The sequence below is a fragment of the Amphritea pacifica genome (genome assembly GCF_016924145.1).
Classification (GTDB): Bacteria; Pseudomonadota; Gammaproteobacteria; order Pseudomonadales; family Balneatricaceae; genus Amphritea; species Amphritea pacifica.
The window spans coordinates 34,918-51,499 of the sequence record NZ_JAFFZO010000025.1; the positions used below are offsets into that span (position 1 = coordinate 34,918).

Annotated in this window: 12 protein-coding genes, 2 tRNA genes and 1 other RNA gene; 9 read left to right on the forward strand and 6 right to left on the reverse strand. The window is 53.5% G+C overall.

The genetic code is table 11. The features are described 5' to 3' along the window. Positions 1-104: 104 nt before the first annotated feature. From JW499_RS14810 to JW499_RS14820, 3 genes are all read left to right on the forward strand, one after another. Positions 105-181 (forward strand) — tRNA-Arg (locus JW499_RS14810). Positions 182-228: 47 nt separating this feature from the next. Beyond that, positions 229-351: non-coding RNA, RtT sRNA (locus tag JW499_RS14815), on the forward strand. A gap of 102 nt (positions 352-453) precedes the next feature. Next, positions 454-529 (forward strand) — tRNA-Thr (locus JW499_RS14820). A 34-nt stretch (positions 530-563) separates the two neighbouring features. On the opposite strand, the gene JW499_RS14825 is transcribed toward JW499_RS14820, so the two are convergent. Continuing rightward, positions 564-1,880: a hypothetical protein gene (locus JW499_RS14825; RefSeq protein WP_205211339.1), complete on the reverse strand. Its 1,317-nt coding sequence runs from the start codon at positions 1,878-1,880 to the stop codon at positions 564-566. A gap of 607 nt (positions 1,881-2,487) precedes the next feature. Between JW499_RS14825 and JW499_RS14830 the strand changes: the two genes are divergently transcribed. The 4 genes from JW499_RS14830 (at position 2,488) to JW499_RS14845 (ending at position 10,237) form a co-directional block, all read left to right on the forward strand. After that, entirely contained in the window at positions 2,488-5,832 is a 3,345-nt protein-coding gene (locus JW499_RS14830; protein WP_205211340.1) for a transglutaminase family protein, read from the forward strand. Between the two features lie 51 nt (positions 5,833-5,883). Then, complete coding sequence (locus tag JW499_RS14835) at positions 5,884-8,442, forward strand: circularly permuted type 2 ATP-grasp protein (RefSeq protein ID WP_205211341.1); 2,559 nt, start codon at positions 5,884-5,886, stop codon at positions 8,440-8,442. Further along, the gene (locus JW499_RS14840; protein WP_205211342.1) at positions 8,439-9,335 is read left to right on the forward strand and encodes a transglutaminase family protein; all 897 of its coding nucleotides are present in this window, start codon (positions 8,439-8,441) and stop codon (positions 9,333-9,335) included. Before JW499_RS14835 ends, JW499_RS14840 begins: the two co-directional genes overlap by 4 nt. A 95-nt stretch (positions 9,336-9,430) precedes the next feature. Next, positions 9,431-10,237, forward strand: a complete 807-nt coding sequence (locus JW499_RS14845) for a transglutaminase-like domain-containing protein (RefSeq protein ID WP_205211343.1) — start codon at positions 9,431-9,433, stop codon at positions 10,235-10,237. 37 nt (positions 10,238-10,274) lie between these two features. Here JW499_RS14845 and JW499_RS14850 read toward each other — a convergent pair whose 3' ends face one another. The 5 genes from JW499_RS14850 to JW499_RS14870 all read right to left on the reverse strand — a co-directional run bounded on the left by JW499_RS14850 (position 10,275) and on the right by JW499_RS14870 (position 14,226). Continuing rightward, positions 10,275-10,958: a phosphatase PAP2 family protein gene (locus JW499_RS14850; protein ID WP_232846440.1), complete on the reverse strand. Its 684-nt coding sequence runs from the start codon at positions 10,956-10,958 to the stop codon at positions 10,275-10,277. A 16-nt stretch (positions 10,959-10,974) separates the two neighbouring features. Next, positions 10,975-12,486 carry a glycosyltransferase family 39 protein gene (locus JW499_RS14855; RefSeq protein WP_205211345.1) on the reverse strand — a complete coding sequence of 504 codons (1,512 nt, stop codon included), beginning with the start codon at positions 12,484-12,486 and terminating at the stop codon, positions 10,975-10,977. A 125-nt stretch (positions 12,487-12,611) separates the two neighbouring features. Beyond that, complete coding sequence (locus JW499_RS14860; RefSeq protein ID WP_205211346.1) at positions 12,612-13,016, reverse strand: arsenate reductase/protein-tyrosine-phosphatase family protein; 405 nt, start codon at positions 13,014-13,016, stop codon at positions 12,612-12,614. 40 nt (positions 13,017-13,056) lie between these two features. Then, the gene (locus JW499_RS14865; RefSeq protein ID WP_205211347.1) at positions 13,057-13,275 is read right to left on the reverse strand and encodes a hypothetical protein; all 219 of its coding nucleotides are present in this window, start codon (positions 13,273-13,275) and stop codon (positions 13,057-13,059) included. 102 nt (positions 13,276-13,377) lie between these two features. Then, on the reverse strand, positions 13,378-14,226 hold the full coding sequence (locus tag JW499_RS14870) for an SH3 domain-containing protein (RefSeq protein ID WP_205211348.1): 849 nt from the start codon (positions 14,224-14,226) through the stop codon (positions 13,378-13,380). A 265-nt stretch (positions 14,227-14,491) separates the two neighbouring features. Between JW499_RS14870 and JW499_RS14875 the strand changes: the two genes are divergently transcribed. Both JW499_RS14875 and JW499_RS14880 read left to right on the forward strand, forming a co-directional pair. Next, positions 14,492-15,727 carry an EAL and HDOD domain-containing protein gene (locus JW499_RS14875; RefSeq protein ID WP_205211349.1) on the forward strand — a complete coding sequence of 412 codons (1,236 nt, stop codon included), beginning with the start codon at positions 14,492-14,494 and terminating at the stop codon, positions 15,725-15,727. A gap of 2 nt (positions 15,728-15,729) precedes the next feature. Next, positions 15,730-16,476 carry a sulfite exporter TauE/SafE family protein gene (locus tag JW499_RS14880; protein WP_205211350.1) on the forward strand — a complete coding sequence of 249 codons (747 nt, stop codon included), beginning with the start codon at positions 15,730-15,732 and terminating at the stop codon, positions 16,474-16,476. Positions 16,477-16,582: the final 106 nt, after the last annotated feature.

Here is a 16,582-nt window from a genome sequence, read left to right on the forward strand (position 1 = left end):
ACGGAAATACTGCTATCACGGAATCGCTGAAAAATTCACTTTAGCAATAGACAGTACTCCGTTAGATCGGTAATATACCGCCCTCATCATCACTGATGAACTGCGCGCCTGTAGCTCAGCTGGATAGAGTAGCAGGTTCCGATCCTGTTGGTCGGGGGTTCGAATCCCTCCAGGCGCGCCACTTTATAGTTAGTGTTGCTATTTATAAATTCGCACAACACTCTGTTCCGGGCATGAATGCCTGGAGGGTGAGATCCCCCGATGGGGTTCGAGCCGAGCGAAGCGAGACAACGGAGCGTAGCGACGGCCCGAAGGGCAAGGCGAAGCCGGGTAATCCCTCCAGGCGCGCCACTTTATAGTTAGTGTTGCTATTTATAAATTCGCACAACACTCTGTTCCGGGCATGAATGCCTGGAGGGTGAAGCGAAGCCAGGTAATCCCGCTTATCACAGTGCCGGTATAGCTCAGTTGGTAGAGCAACTGACTTGTAATCAGTAGGTCCCGAGTTCGACTCTTGGTGCCGGCACCATTTCTTCTTACCTCCACCCTGACATAGTGGCAGTTTAGCCACTGACAGCTGAATAGGTCCATAGTACCGCAAACCCTGTTGTCAGCATAAATGGCCCATAAAACCGGTTGAGTTTCATCAGCGTAATTGCAGAGATACCATAACGTGATTGCAGGCTAAGTTGCACCCCGGAAAACGGCGATAGCCCGACACCGATCGACCAACTGAGTAAGAGTGTGATTCCCAACAGGTTGGGATCGCTGACACTGGGCATGAGGATGCTACCTGCCAGCACCGCAGAGGTGACCGGGTGCATACCGATCAGCGCCAGGCCGACCAGGGCTGATAGCGTCAGACAGGCTTCCGCAGCGGTAAAGTGTTCGGGCGCCAGGCGTAGTTGCAGTGATTCCAGCAGTGCCGCGACCCCTGAGGCGAGGACTGCAGCAGCCAGAAACAGTGTCACTTCACTGCCGAGTTTTGGCAGCCCTTCATGGATATGAGTTTTAAGGTGTATGGCGCAATCCCGGGGTTGTCGAAGCAGCAGGTATGTCAGTGTAAACAGGATTGAGATCAGTGTGACCAGTGTGATCACCGATAACTCTGGCAGATAGTGGTGAGCAATGATGACCAGTATGGCCAGTAACAAAGGCATCCATAACGCTCCGGCATGCATAGGATAACCATGGGTTTTATCCGAATCGGGGTGATGGCTGATCTGCCAGGCGCTGAATATCAGTGCGATCAGTGCTGTGGGCAGGCCGTAGATCATGAGGGTGCTGAGCTGGGCGCCGGGTGCGCTGATCAGCACGACACCCATTGCCGCAAAGAAAGGCGACCAGCAGGCACAGATACTGAACGCACGTAATAGCGTAAGCCCTTGCAGTGGTGTCAGTTGTCTGTGGTTGCTAAGACGGTCTCCGACAATCATTATCGATGAGATATTGATGACGGCTGCTATCAGATGGGTACCAAAAAGTGTCCGCAGCATCGCTGTTCTTCCAGGGGGAAGCTGCTCATCGGTTTGTATACCCCGGGTGGCGACAATTCTCAGAAAGCTGACTGCGATCAACATAGCGATAATCATCTGATTGGCTTCAAAGGCTTTCATCAGATAGCGCTGGTCGCCCCCCTGATAAATACCAATAGCAAGTCCTGTGGCACCGGCGATCAACAGAACCGCGCTCTGGATCAGCTGGCTGGGTCGCTGGCGACGAATCAGCAGCGCCGCTGCCAGCCATACCGGAGCGCCGGCAATATAGTCAGGCACGGCGTGGGTCAGTGCTGTGATCAGTGAGAGCAGCAGCATCAGCAGGAGTGTCCAGCCTGTCACGGTGGTCGATAGTGGCAGGGTGGAGATGGTTTTTTGATCCATAGTAAATCCGTACAGTGCGATGCTGAAAGGGCTGGGGCCGGGTTAATCCGTGATCATACCGCGAACACCTGAGACTGTCCGCAGCGCCACCGAATATTCTTCAGACGTCTCTTCAGACGAGAATTGCGCGGATATATTGTTTGCGGCAGGTTACTGCTGTGCGTAAAACAGGGTAACCTGAAAAGCTGTTATTACAGCATCAAAGGTATACCCTTATCGATCAATCAGCTGTTGCTGGCCTGTTTATTGCTCTACCTTGTATATAGCCCGAACTGCGCAATTTATGCGCTGTTTGAGTGCGGAGCCTCAGCGTGCAGGAGCGCTGACTGCATCGGCTTTGATATCGCTGCATTGTTGTGGTGCAAAGATCAGCGGTGCACCGGGAGAGTAAAGGACGGCTGTCTGAGGTATAGACCCTGTCTGTTAATCCTGAAAGAGTGCACTATGATGAAAACGATCATAGTTTGTCATATTGAACAGCGATGATGGGGCGCAGAGAGTATTTCTCTGGCGAACAGCGATCCGGATTCTGACCGGAATCCGTTGAGCCCGTCTTAGTTTTTATGCTTTATTCAGAATGGTTTTTTATCGATCTACGGGGTACCGAATGGCCATACGAACCGCAATCCATCATATTACTGAATATCGCTTCGACAAAGCGGTAAAAATGTCCCCGCACACGATCAGACTGCGGCCAGCGGCCCATAGCCGGACTCCGATTAAGGCGTATTCCCTGAAAATAAGTCCGGAAAACCACTTTATTAACTGGCAGCAGGACCCTTTTGGTAACTTCCTGGCCCGTTTGGTGTTTCCGGAAAAGAGTGATCACCTGCGGGTAGAGGTGGAGGTGATCGCCGATATGACGGTGATTAACCCGTTTGATTTCTTTCTTGAAGAGTATGCAGAGAAGATTCCGTTTACCTATGAGAAAGAGCTGCTGTCAGAACTCAAACCCTATCTGGAGATTGTAGATAACGGCCCGTTAATTCAGGAGTGGGTCCGCTCTGTGCCCCGGGAACCGATGCCCACCAACGACTTTCTGGTTTATCTGAATCAGCGTCTGGAAAGCGAAATTGATTACAATATCCGCATGGAGCCGGGGGTTCAGACCAGCGAAGAAACGCTGGAGTTGAAACGGGGTTCATGCCGGGATACGGCCTGGTTGCTGGTGCAGATTCTGCGACATCTGGGACTGGCTGCCCGTTTTGCGTCGGGTTATCTGGTGCAGCTGGTGGCAGATGTAAAAGCGCTGGACGGCCCATCGGGAACCGATAAAGATTTCACCGATCTGCACGCCTGGTGTGAGGTCTATATTCCCGGGGCTGGCTGGATTGGCCTGGATCCGACCTCGGGTTTATTCGCCGGTGAGGGGCATATTCCACTGGCCTGTACTCCTTCTCCCCGTTCGGCGGCACCGATTGCCGGAGGGATCGATCCCTGCGAAGTAGAGTTTTCATTCAGCAATGAGGTTACCCGTATCCATGAAGACCCGCGGGTGACCAAACCTTACACCGAGCAACAGTGGCAGTGTATTGAGGCCCTGGGGGGCGCTGTTGATCAGCAGCTGGCCGATCTGGATGTGCGCCTGACCATGGGTGGAGAACCCACCTTTGTGTCGATCGATGATATGGATGGCGCTCAGTGGAATACTGACGCTCTGGGTGAGGCAAAGCTTCGGCTGGCGAAAGATCTGTTGCTGCGCTTGCGGGAAAAATTTGCCCCGGGAGGCCTGCTGCATTATGGCCAGGGTAAATGGTATCCCGGTGAGGAAGTGCCCCGCTGGGCGCTGGGATGCTTCTGGCGTACCGATGGCCAGCCATTGTGGCGCAATGCAAAGCTGCTGGCGAGGGTGGATAAAGATTATGGCGTGACCCGCAAGACCGCCAGGAAGTTTGCCCAGCTGCTGGTGGAAAAAGCGGGCCTGCCCTCCAGGCGGGTGATGCCGGCTTATGAAGATTCGCTCTATTATCTGTGGAAAGAACAAACACTGCCCGGCAATGTTGATCCCCTCAAAGCGGATCTGAAGGATGATCTGGAACGGAAGAAACTGGCACAACTGCTGTCGCAGGATCTGGGAAAACCGGTAGGCTACTGCCTGCCACTGGGCTGGAACTACACCACTCAGCACTGGCGTTCGAGCCCCTGGCCTCTGCGCCGTGATACCCTGACGCTGATTCCCGGTGATTCGCCTATCGGGTTGCGTCTGCCGCTGAACTCATTGCCGCTGATGACCGATGAGGAGCTGCACCGGGAGCATCCCCGGGACCCTTTCTCAGACGCCCAGACCCTCCCCGATGCCGGACTGAGTTCAGCTCAGGCCTGCGCCGCGCCGTCTGAATCGGTCGACAGTGTGACCACTCCGGTTGAGGTGGTGCGTACTACTCTGTGTGTCGAGCCGCGCAACGGTTGCCTCTATCTGTTTTTGCCGCCACTGGATCATCTGGAACATTATGTAGCTCTGGTGGAACTGATCGAAGACACCGCGGCAGAACTTGAAGTGCCGGTAGTGATTGAGGGCTATGAAGCGCCTAAAGATGAGCGCATTCGCTGCTTTAAGGTAACCCCTGATCCTGGCGTTATCGAGGTTAATATTCATCCGTCGGATAACTGGCGTGAGCTGTCTGACAATACTCAGATACTCTATGAAGAGGCCCGTTTATCCCGGCTTGGTGCTGAGAAATTTATGCTGGATGGCCGCCATACCGGAACCGGTGGTGGCAACCATATCACCCTGGGGGCGGCCACTCCGGCTGACAGTCCGTTTCTGCGCCGGCCAGACCTGCTGCGCAGCTTTGTCACATACTGGCAGCACCATCCCGGGTTGTCCTATCTGTTCTCCGGTATGTTTATCGGTCCTACCAGTCAGGCACCCCGGGTCGATGAAGGGCGGGAGGAGATGCTCTATGAGCTGGAGACAGCCTTTGATCTGATGCCTGACGGGATTGTTGATCAGCCCTGGTTGATAGACCGGCTGATGCGTAACCTGTTGGTAGACATCACCGGCAATACCCATCGTTCAGAGTTCTGCATCGATAAGCTCTACTCGCCGGGGTTATCTTCGGGGCGTCAGGGGCTGCTGGAATTTCGTGGTTTTGAGATGCCACCGCATCCGCAGATGGCGCTGGTGCAGGCGTTGCTGATCCGCTGCCTGATGGCACGTTTCTGGCAAGATCCCTATAAAAAACCGCTGGTACGCTGGGGAACTGAGTTGCATGACCGCTTTATGATGCCTCACTATGTCTGGGCTGATATTCGCGAAGTGGTTAAGGATCTGCAGCAGCATGGTATTCCATTCCAACAGGAATGGCTGGCACCTTTTGAAGAGTTCCGCTTTCCTCACTACGGCAGCGTCGATATTGATGATGTACGGATCGAACTGCGCTGGGCGATCGAACCCTGGCATGTGCTCGGTGAAGAGGTGAGTAGTTTTGGCACTGCGCGCTTTGTTGATTCCTCCGTTGAGCGTTTGCAGGTCAGGGTGGAAGGTCTGACGCCGGATCGTTATGTGCTGGCGTGTAATGGCCGCCGCATACCGCTTCGGTCTACCGGGCGTCATGGTGAGTTTGTTGCTGCTGTGCGCTACAAAGCCTGGGCTCCGCAGTCGGCACTGCATCCGACCATCGGGGTTCATTCACCTCTGATTTTTGATCTTATCGATACCTGGAACGGGCAAACCATTGGTGGCTGCAGTTACCATGTGGTCCATCCGGGCGGTCGCAGTTATGAAACCTTCCCGGTCAATGCGTTTGAGGCTGAGTCCCGGCGTATCAACCGCTTTGGTGATACGGAACATACTCCCACTCCGCCAGCGACCACTCATATGCCGGAGTTCGCCGGTATCCGGGAGTTTTTCGCCAATAATGCGCCACCGCGGCCGATGGCGCCACCAGTGGAGATGCCTGCAAATGAGTACCCGCATACCCTGGATCTGCGCAGACAGATGGAAACGTAGTCAAGTCATGGCATACTATGCAGCCTGATATAATTTTGGTGCCGAAACCTGATGGAAACACGAGCCGCAGAAAGCCCTGATGGGTTGCAGTATTCAGCCGAAGGCTCTGGATATGACGAGGTCTATGGCGATCAGTCGCAGATCCAGGGGCACTGGCAATATCTGCTCGATGGCCTTAAAACCCTGGGGGTTCAGGGGATTCGTGAACGCCAGCTAAAAGCTGAACGTATTCTGCGGGACGATGGCGCGACCTATAACAATGGCTCGTTATCGGCGACCACCTGGCAGCTCGATCCGGTGCCTGCGCTGATCTCCAGTGAAGAGTGGGCCGCTATTGAGGCCGGTCTGCAGGAACGGGCTGAACTGCTGGATCTGGTACTCAAAGATGTTTACGGCAAGCGTGATCTGATTCGTCTGGGTATTCTGCCGCCCGAGCTGCTCTACAGTCATGGAGGCTTTCTGCGCGCCTGTGACGGGCTGGCTTTGCCCGGTGAACATCAGTTGGTGATGCACGCCTCTGATATGGTACGGGACCATACCGGCGCGATTCAGGTGATCGGTGACCGCACACAGGCGCCCAGTGGCGCTGGTTATGCCTTGGAAAACCGCACCGTGATGTCCCGGGTGCTGCCATCGCTGTTTCGTGACAGCCATGTACACCGGTTATCACTCTTCTTTCAATCGTTACGTCTCAAGCTGAACAGCCTTGCCGGCTCGATCACCAATGAGCAACCGCGGATTGTCATTCTGACCCCGGGCTCCTATAACGAAACCTATTTCGAACATACCTATCTGGCCAACTATCTGGGTTTCCCTCTGGTGCAGGGGAGTGACCTGCGGGTGAGTAAAGGGTATCTGTGGATGAAGTCGCTGGGCGGGCTGGAACGGGTTGATGTGGTGCTGCGGCGGGTCGATGATTTTTATTGTGATCCGGTAGAGCTCAAAAGTGACTCCCGCCTGGGAGTGCCCGGCTTGCTTGAGGTGGTGCGGGCCGGGCGGGTGATAGTCGCCAACCCGATGGGCTCAGGATTTCTGGAAAACCCGGCGTTGTTGCGTTATATGCCACAGATTGCCAGTCATTTTCTCGGGCGGGAACCGCAGCTCGCCTCGGTTAAAACTTACTGGTGCGGAGACCCTCAGGATCTGACCTATGTGATTGAAAATATCCGTCGGCTGGTGATTAAATCCTGCTTTCGCAAACCCTCCGAACAGAGTGTTTTTGGGGCTTCGTTAGATGACAACCAGTGTCAGGAGCTGATCGGGAAGATCCGCCAGGAGCCGTTGAAGTTTGTTGCTCAGGAATATATTCGCCCCTCCACGACTCCGTCCTGGAAAGATAGCCAACTGCTGCCCCGTCCTTCGATTCTGCGGGGGTACTCAGTTGCAACCAGCTCCTCTTACAATGTGATGCCGGGGGGGCTGACCCGGGTAGGTAATCAGGCCGACAGCCTTAACCTGAGTAATCTCAGGGGGGCGATCAGTAAGGATACCTGGATCCTGGCATCGGAACCTGAAAAACAGGTCTCTCTGATGGAGCAACGACCACAGCCTGCTCCGGCTAAAAGCCAGATGCAACCGCGCACCTCTTTCCCCTGCCGGGTGGTCGAGAATCTATACTGGATGGGGCGTTACGCGGTGCGGGCCGAATCAGCACTGAGGTTGCTCAGAACCGTATTCGTGCAGCTGAACAGCACGTATCATATGCCGGCTGAAACCCGCCAGGTATTGCTGCAGACGGTTACCCAACTGACCACCACCTACCCCGGTTTTGTTTTGTCGGCTGAGTCAGCGTCCCTGCAACCTGAAGCGGAGTTGCTGTCGGTGGTGCTGGATGGCAAACGCACCGGTAGTGTTACTGCCAATCTGAACTCGCTGCTGGAGTGTTCTGATCAGGTGCGGGAGATGTTGTCGGCGGATACCCAGAGGGTGATTAATGACCTTCGGGATGAGCTGAGTGGGCTGGCCGATTCGCTTAAACAGGGGCTGACAGCGGCCCCGGAAGAAGCGCTGGATCCTCTGGTTACAACCCTGCTGGCACTCTCAGGTCTGTGGCAGGAGAGCATGGTGCGGGGGCTGGGCTGGCGCTTTATTGATATGGGGCTGCGGGTTGAGAAAGCACTTCAGGGATTGTCTCTGATCCGTTCCTCGCTGGTGGCTGTATTGCCAGAGTATCAGCAGCTGCAGGTGCTGGAATCGATTCTGCTCAGCTCAGAAGTACTGATCACCTTCCGCCGGCGAGACCATTCCGGAAGCGATATGGCCCAGGGGCTTGAGTTGCTGCTGCACGATAACAGCAATCCGCGGTCGGTGTTTTATCAGGTTGAACAGCTTCGCCGACACCTCGGGGAACTTCCTTCAGCGGTGCATGGCTCGGGTCTGGCAGAGGAGGATCGCTATATGCTGGAAGCTTCCTCTGCTATCCAGTTGAGCAATCTTGAAACACTGGTGGCAGAAGACGACAAAACCAAAACCCGTGCCACGCTTGATCAGTTGCTGGCGCGGTTGCAGTATCTGCTGCAGGAAACTTCAAACCAGATCAGCACCAAATACTTTGATCAGATCAAGGTACACCAGCAACTTGTACGCACCGCCTGGGATGAGGAATTATGATCTATCGCATTCGTCATATCACTCACTACGAATATGAGAAACCGGTGACGTTATGCTACAACCGGGCTTACCTGTTGCCACGGGATACTGAGTATCAGAGCTGTAGCGATAGCCGGATCCAGATCTCCCCGGCGTATACACTGGGGCAGCAGCGCAGCGATTATTTCGGCAATAAAGCGTACTTTTTTTCCCTGGAACAACCCCACCGGGAACTCAAAATTGATGTAACCACCGAGATTCGGGTACATGAGAGTAAATATGCCCGGGAGTGTGAGCTTGATCTCGACTTTGGCAATACCTGTGGTCAGGCGTTGGTGGCGCTGCAGGAAAGCCGTGAGTTAGCGGTACTGGAAGCGCGGGAGTTTGTGCTGAATTCGCCGATGATCAAAACCGCTGCCTCGCTGCGTGAGTATGCCCGCTCCTCCTTCGCCAGCAACCGTCCCCTGCTCTCTGCAGTGCGGGAGCTGACGCAGCGGATCTATACTGACTTTACTTACGACCCGGAATCCACCAGCATCGCCACGCCGCTGGATGAGGTGTTACGCAATAAACGTGGTGTCTGTCAGGATTTCGCGCATCTGGCGATTGGTTGTCTGCGCTCTCTTGGGTTTCCCGCCCGCTATGTCAGCGGTTATCTGGAAACACTGCCGCCGCCGGGACAGGAAAAACTGGTTGGCAGCGATGCCTCCCATGCCTGGTTTGCTGTTTTTTCACCCGGAGAGGGCTGGTTTGAGTTTGACCCTACGAATAACAATATGCCCGCTGAGCACCATATCACAACCGCCTGGGGGCGTGATTATGGCGATGTTTCGCCGTTGAAAGGTGTGTTTTTTGATGGTGGTAAAAGCCAGAAACTCACCGTCTCTGTAGATGTCAGCAGGGTGCAAAACTAAGTTGATCAGTTCTCCCGCCAGTCATTGGAAGGTTATCACAATACTGGCGAGCTTAATCTGGAACTATTCGCCCATTCAACCGCAAGGATATCCTGATGTGGTTACAAACGAGCTGTGATCTTTTATTTGAAATCGCTATACCGACCCCTTTTGTGCTGATGTTACGCCCCCGCAGCGGTGCCCTGCAGTGGATCGCCCGGGAGCAATATAAGATTGTGCCGAGCCTGCCGGTGATGGAGTTTACCGATAACTATGGCAACCTGTGCCAGCGGCTGGTGGCACCGGCGGGCAACTTCTCCATATCTACCTCATCCCGGGTGATGACCGCAGATAGCCTCGATAGAGCACCGGGAGCTGCTTTTGTTGAAGTGCAGAACTTGCCCGACGCGGTACTCAGCTATCTGTTGCCCAGCCGCTATTGTGAGTCAGACCGGTTTGGCCAGATGGCCAGCCAGATTACCGCTGGTTGTCTGCCGGGCTATGATCAGGTCGCTGCGATTGAAACCTGGTTGCGCAACACGTTTCGCTATGAGCCGGGTGTCAGCGATCTGCTGTTATCCGCTCAGGAGGTCAACCATCAGCCGTCTGCGGTCTGCCGTGATCTGGCGCATCTCGGTATCGCGCTGTGCCGTAGTCTCTGTATTCCGGCGAGAATGGTGGTGGGGTATCTGCATGACCTCTATCCGATGGATCTGCACGCCTGGTTTGAAGCCTATGTGGGGGGGCGCTGGTATACCTTCGATGCCACCCAGTTCGATCTGTATGAAACCTCGCGCAAAGGGGGGTATGTGGCCCTGGGGTATGGCCGGGATGCCGCCGACGTGGCTATTTTCAACCAGTATGGCCCGGCGGTCTTCCCCATCGAGCAGCATGTCACCGTGCAGCTGTGTGACAGTGCCTGATCGCAGTGTCTGAGAGCGACTGTCGGTGTTCGTTCGTTTATCGGGTGGATGAGTAAAGTGGGTGCCGCAAGCCAAACAGGGCACCCAGCAGCGCAATAACAAAGTAGACCGCCCAGAAGGCAAACAGCACATCGCTGAAAAAATGCCCCCCCTGCACGATTCGGGTCAGGCCGAGCACAACGCCCACCATACAACCGCCCCAAAAGGCTTTGCGGGATGCAAATAGCCATCCCAGAATCATAAAGTAGAAACCCATGGCCGCATGGCCGCTGACGAACGAGCAGTTTTTGCTGCACGCACCCGAGTATACGAATGCCGGGGTGAACTGCTTATTGCCACCAAAATTTTCCACCTGCACTGGCCGTGCACGACCAATGGAGTTGTCTTTCAGAACCGTGTTTACCAGCAGGCCGGGGCCTAAAATAAGGGCAGTTAAGAGAAAGGTGATGCTCCATTTTTTATAGTTTTTCAGCGTCAGCTTATTAAACCGGATCAATAAACCGGTGATGATAAGTCCCAGCAGAATCGGGATATGAATAAATGCAAACAGTCGATAGATAAACTGAATAATCGGGTTGTTATTGTAGATGAACTGCTGCGTCTGCGGGTTGTAAAACAGTCCGGCGATATACAGGTCGATCTGAGGAAAAGCGATGAAAACCGCAACGCAGATCAGAAACAGTACGACATCCCGACAGTATTTGAGATGATTAAACGACATGAGGTAGGCCATCGGATTACTGTTTGTCCTCCTGCGTCATCCCCTTAAAGCCGCTGACCTTATACAGCCGGGCTGAGCGGGTGAAGTTGCTGTACAGTGGCAGGGACTGTTCAGTCAGCAGCGTCACCTCAGCAAAATAACGCTTCAGCTTGGCTTCTACATCATGTTCACTGATAAATAAAAACCGCTTTTCCTGACTTCTGGCCAGTGGGTACTGAAGCTCATAGTGATCTTCGATATAGTTATCGTCACTCAGAGCGACCCCTTTAAAATCCTGCGGCGTGATGTAATAGCCAAAGTAAGCCAGCAATTTACGGGAGTCACTGGCCAGCTTGTAATCCGGATACTGATCAAACCAGGGCTGAAACTGATGTACAAACTCAGGCCAGCCGAGTATTCGTTTGTAGGGATCGTTGCCCCACTTGCGCTCTATGCCCAGCACGTTTGTGATGCTGCCGTAATGGTAGAAAATCAGTGACAACAGCAAGTTAGAGAGCAGGCCGATCAGCAATATACGATAGCCTTTTAGCTGACTCAGATAATAACCCGCCAGCAGGGAGGCACCAACATAGGCGGGTCCTGCCCAGTTGATGTTGGCACGGGCCATAAACGCCTGGACTGAGAGCACGGCAAAAGTCGGCCAGAACAGACTCCAGAGCAGTTTTTCAATGTCACTGCGGGGCTGACGCCTGAGGCCCCGGATCACAATGTAGATCAGCAACACCGGGCCAAATACAAACAGCTGACCACTCCAGAATTCGATCAGACGGCTAAAGCTGATGGAGCTGCTACTCTGATGAGAGATCTGTGCCGTATGCTGGAAGCTGATAAAGTCGTGCTGGTAGTTCCAGTAGAGGTTGGGTAGCAGGAAGCTGAGCGCCAGCAAACAGGTCAGCCAGAACCTGGGATTAAGTAGTAGTTGTCTTCCTGCTGTGCTGAGTACGGCGTATAGCAGAAAGGTGGTGGGTAAAATAATAAACGTATATTTGGACAGCAGCCCCAGCCCGCCAGCAACTCCGGCGAGCAGCCACCAACCGGCGTTATTGCTCTCTTTGGCCCGCAGAAAGGCGTAGAAGCAGAGACACCAGAAAAAGATCAGGGGGGCATCGGTGGTGATAAACAGGCTGTTAAAACCGACCAGCGGCATCAGCAGAAAGACAGAGCCACTGAACAGCGCCGCTTTCGCTGCGATCACCTTATCGTCTGAAAAACGTTCAGCGGTACGATAGAGAATAATGGCGGCGGCGCTGTATAGCAGCGGTGATGCCAGCTTGACTGCCCATTCAGCGTTACCAAAAACCGCGGTGGTCAGCGCGATCAGCCAGCCCACGACGGGCGGTTTAGAGTAATATCCCCAGTCCAGCGTCTGGGCCCAGCCAAGATAATAGGCCTCATCATAAAACAGGGTGATTGGGGTGCTGATAACAACCCATTCACGATAGAAGAATAGCAGGGCGAGCAACGCCAGAAACCAGCGGAAAGGGTGTGCGGTAAATACTGTGGTTGTGTCAGAGGACGCAGCAGACATTCTATAGTTCCGGACTGGCAGGTTGTGTGTCCGGCGATTGGCCGGTGTTTCTTCAGGGGCGCTAAGTTTAACAGAGGCCCTCAGGCAAAGAAATGTCCGCTTGTCGTTCCTGCTGCTCTGGTCAGTTAGATCAGCCCCTTAGCCTGCAGCATCAGGTTCAGGCGTTCAGATATTTCGATCTCCATATGTTTGAGATCTTCAGTATTGTCTGCATGGTGGAAGTCCCAGCGTATATGCTGTTGATCGGTTGGCAGCTCAGGCAGGGCATCGTGGCTCTTATCGCAGAGGGTGATGATGGTATCAAACGGCTCCAGTGCTATGTCATCCAGGCTTTTGCTCTCTGGTTTTATGTCACCTCCCAGCAACTGGCTTACCCACCCGGCGACCTCCTTCGGTACCGGGAGAGGCTCCGGCCCGGCGCTTTTCGCAACCACCCTTCCATGAGCCATTTTATTGGTTAATGCTTCGGCAATCTGCGAGCGGGTTGAGTTGTGTCGGCATACAAACAGGACTTTATAAGGTGTATTCATGGTGAGGTTTCCGCTGTTTTTACGAGTACGATTGAATGATTCAGGCAGATTCGCAGTCCTGATTATCAGCATCCTCATGATAGTTCAGGATACTCCACTCGTGGGGGACATTGGTTAAACGGATAAGATTATGGCAGTTATTGCAGATATAAACCGTATCATTATGGATATGATTCCGCTCCACCAGATTCTCGTGAGCATTGGCTTGTTTTTGATTCACCAGCAAAAAGCAGTCGCTGCACAGTCTTTGTTGTTCCATCAACAGAGGCTCTCCATATTTTTCAAACAATTGTTTGGCAACTATAAGGGTATGGCGCAGAAATTGGTATCCCTGGAACGTTAAATATACGCTCAGATGGCGTCAGTCAGATGTGGGCATTGCCGTGCAAACACCCTCTTTCAGGGCCACGTGCCGGATAGCATTCTGTTCGTTAGCGGGGGACCAGTCGACAATGATGGAAGTGCTTGACAGTGAACTGCTAACGGAACGGGTGTTGGTTAACTCATAGAGAATCTGATTGTTCTGATCATTGCTGGCCAGCGCCTCTGCTGCGCAGGTTATTTTTACCCGCTGGGCTGAGTTCTGCTCAGCAGAGAGTTTCAGTTTGAACAGTAACTGGCAGAATTCATAACCTGATGTATGCAGGTTTTTACGACAGGTTTTGCTTACCGATTCTACTGTGACACGGGTCTTCTGCTGTTTGCCTGTCGTGTCCGGACTCGGGTTATGAGCCGCTGTATCGCCCGGCGATGCCGGGGTGGGCGATTCTTGGGCGGTTGCTCCTGTGGTGGGCGCAATCAGATTATCTTCAGACTGACTGCGATCCAGGGAATCGACGACGGGGATTTCCGGCGGCGATGTGAATGCCGTGCGTAGTGATTCAGCCGGAGGGATCAGCGACTGTGCAGAGCGCTCTTCGGGTGGCGCCAGCAGCACCGGCGTCCGGGACAGCACCCTGACATAGTGAATGGAGATAAAACCCCGGCCATCGTCCAGACGGATCCAGTCGCGCATATCAGTGGTAGTAACCGTCAGCCGGTCTCCTTCACTCAGCACTCCGACCACCGGGCTATGCGTGGATCTTGATTCTCTGATATTGAGGATGGTTGAGCGCACCACGATCTCGAGCCGTTCAGTTGCAGACAGGGTTTGCGGCAGGGATGAAATCATCAGGATCGTGCAGATAATGAGGCGGCGCAGTACAGTCATAGAGTCTTCAGATCAGTAATTCGCATTGTTGGCTATCCAGACTTCAGTCAGGTTTTCAAGATAAAAACACATAGCCGGTGAAACAGTGGAGTCAGAGTATTGCTCATTAACTGTAGGGTCAATATGCGACTACCTAAACTGGGTGATGAACAGCACTTTACGGAGCGTTGAGATGGTATATATTGACAATAGTTTTTTATATCCAGTCTCTTATGGCGGGAGATGATGAGTTATACTGGGTCTATATCTGATCAGGGGATAAATAGTGAGTATTGCGTTAGATGAAAATATGCTGACAGATGGCTCTGTTCTGTTGGCCAGGCAACCGGTATTTAACAAAAGTCAGGATGTGCAGGCTTACAGTCTGTTGTATCGCTCCGATAGCGGTATGCTGCCGGCGGAGTTTTCTGATGAGCAGGCGACGGCTTCGGTTATTCTGAATAACTATGCAGTGGCCTCAAGCGATGGTAAAACCAAGCACCTGCCGCTATTTGTCAAACTGACTCAGAGCATGCTGCTGTCAGATATGTTGCCTGACCTTCCCCGTGAAGGTGTTATTTTCGAGCTGCTGCGCGAAGATGGTATTTCGAAAGAGCTGCTGTCGGTGCTGCGGGAGCGCAAATCCCAGGGGTACCGGTTTGCCTTAACTCACTATACCGGTGATAAGGGGCAGACTCCGCTGCTGGATCTGATGTACGTGGTGAAAATTGATATTCAGCGTCATGACGATGCTGAGCTTAAACAGCTGGTTAACTTCTGTAAGCCCTACCGGGTCCATCTGCTGGCGGATAAGGTTGAGAGCCAGGATGATTTTCGCCGGGCACTCGATTTCGGTTTTAATCTGTTTCAGGGCTATTTTCTCTGTCGTCCGGTATCGATCAAAGGCAAGAGCTTTGGCAGCGCTAAAGCCCTGATTCTGGAGCTGCTGGCAGAACTGAACAACCCTGCGGCAACCGCCGAATCAGTTGAACAGATTGTCATCAATGACCCGGCTATGACCTATAAGATTCTGCGCCTGGTCAATTCCGCTGCCTTCAGCACGCCAAAACAGATTGAGTCGATCTCCCATGCAATCTCACTGATCGGTATGGATCAGGTTAAGAAATGGGCCACACTGTTTCTTCTCAGTGGCCAGTCGGGTAAGCCGGTTGAGCTGACACGGGTGATGCTGATTCGTGGACGGATGTGTGAGCTGTTGGCTGAGATGCTCAGTTATCCACAACCGATCAATTTTTTTATGGTGGGCCTGCTGTCGCAGCTTGATGCGATGATGGATACCGAGATGCAGGTGCTGCTGGATCAGATCCCCCTCGATGACTCGATCAAAAATGCCATTCTCACCCGGGTGAATCAGATGGGTGAGATTCTAACCGAGGTGCAGCACTATGAGCGCGGCGAATGGGCTGATATGCGCAACCTGTTAGAACGTCCATATTACGAGGTGGCATATCGTCATAGTTTAAACTGGGCTGATCAGGTACTGGCTTCACTCCAGGAGTGATCGTGGTCTGGCTACCGGATCTGGTAGGCGCTGATACGGCGCTGTTACTGATCATCACCAGTACCCTGACCTCGATGCTGACGGCGGCCATGGGCATTGGTGGCGGCGTGTTACTGCTGGCGGTGATGGCAACGGTGGTGCCGCCTGCGGCGCTGATTCCCGTGCATGGTCTGGTACAGCTCGGTTCAAATGGTAACCGGGCGCTGTTAACCCGCGACCATATCGACTGGTCTCTGTTGCGGTTGTTTTTTGCCGGTGCAGCGGTCGGAGCGGTGATTGGCTATTTTGTCGTGGTGCAGCTGCCGGTCGAGGTTATCCAGCTCAGCGTCGCCGGGTTTATTCTGTTTCTGGTCTGGGGACCGAAACTGGGTAAACAGGAGATGCCACCTGCCGGTCTGGTGCTGGCGGGGGTAGGAACCACTCTGATGACCATGTTTGTGGGCGCCACCGGCCCGCTGGTGGCCGCTTTTGTTCACCGGCTGGGCTATGAAAAATACCGTACAGTTGCAACCTTTGCCGCCTGCATGACGGCGCAACACCTGTTGAAAATGGTGGTATTTGGTCTGCTGGGCTTTGCTTTTAGCGATTGGTTACCACTGATTTTAGCGATGGTTGCCGGCGGCTTTGCCGGCACCTGGATCGGACTGCATATATTAAAACGACTACCTGCCGAACGGTTTCAGCTGATTTTCAGACTGCTGGTGACAGTACTGGCTTTGCGTCTTGTAACGCAGGTGTTTAGCAACTGATGAATAGGCAGGTATAAATAGGCAGGTATAAATAGGCAGGTATAAATAGGCAGGTATAAAAAAGCAGCCCACTGTGGCTGCTTTTTTGTGGATGCGGATCTGCCCG

Coding starts and splice junctions, on each gene's coding strand:
- JW499_RS14865 (WP_205211347.1), bottom strand. CDS start 13,275: ATGGAACAACAAAGACTGTGCAGCGACTGCTTTTTGCTGGTGAATCAA.
- JW499_RS14835 (WP_205211341.1), top strand. CDS start 5,884: ATGGAAACACGAGCCGCAGAAAGCCCTGATGGGTTGCAGTATTCAGCC.
- JW499_RS14845 (WP_205211343.1), top strand. CDS start 9,431: ATGTGGTTACAAACGAGCTGTGATCTTTTATTTGAAATCGCTATACCG.
- JW499_RS14850 (WP_232846440.1), bottom strand. CDS start 10,958: ATGTCGTTTAATCATCTCAAATACTGTCGGGATGTCGTACTGTTTCTG.
- JW499_RS14855 (WP_205211345.1), bottom strand. CDS start 12,486: ATGTCTGCTGCGTCCTCTGACACAACCACAGTATTTACCGCACACCCT.
- JW499_RS14860 (WP_205211346.1), bottom strand. CDS start 13,016: ATGAATACACCTTATAAAGTCCTGTTTGTATGCCGACACAACTCAACC.
- JW499_RS14870 (WP_205211348.1), bottom strand. CDS start 14,226: ATGACTGTACTGCGCCGCCTCATTATCTGCACGATCCTGATGATTTCA.
- JW499_RS14840 (WP_205211342.1), top strand. CDS start 8,439: ATGATCTATCGCATTCGTCATATCACTCACTACGAATATGAGAAACCG.
- JW499_RS14830 (WP_205211340.1), top strand. CDS start 2,488: ATGGCCATACGAACCGCAATCCATCATATTACTGAATATCGCTTCGAC.
- JW499_RS14825 (WP_205211339.1), bottom strand. CDS start 1,880: ATGGATCAAAAAACCATCTCCACCCTGCCACTATCGACCACCGTGACA.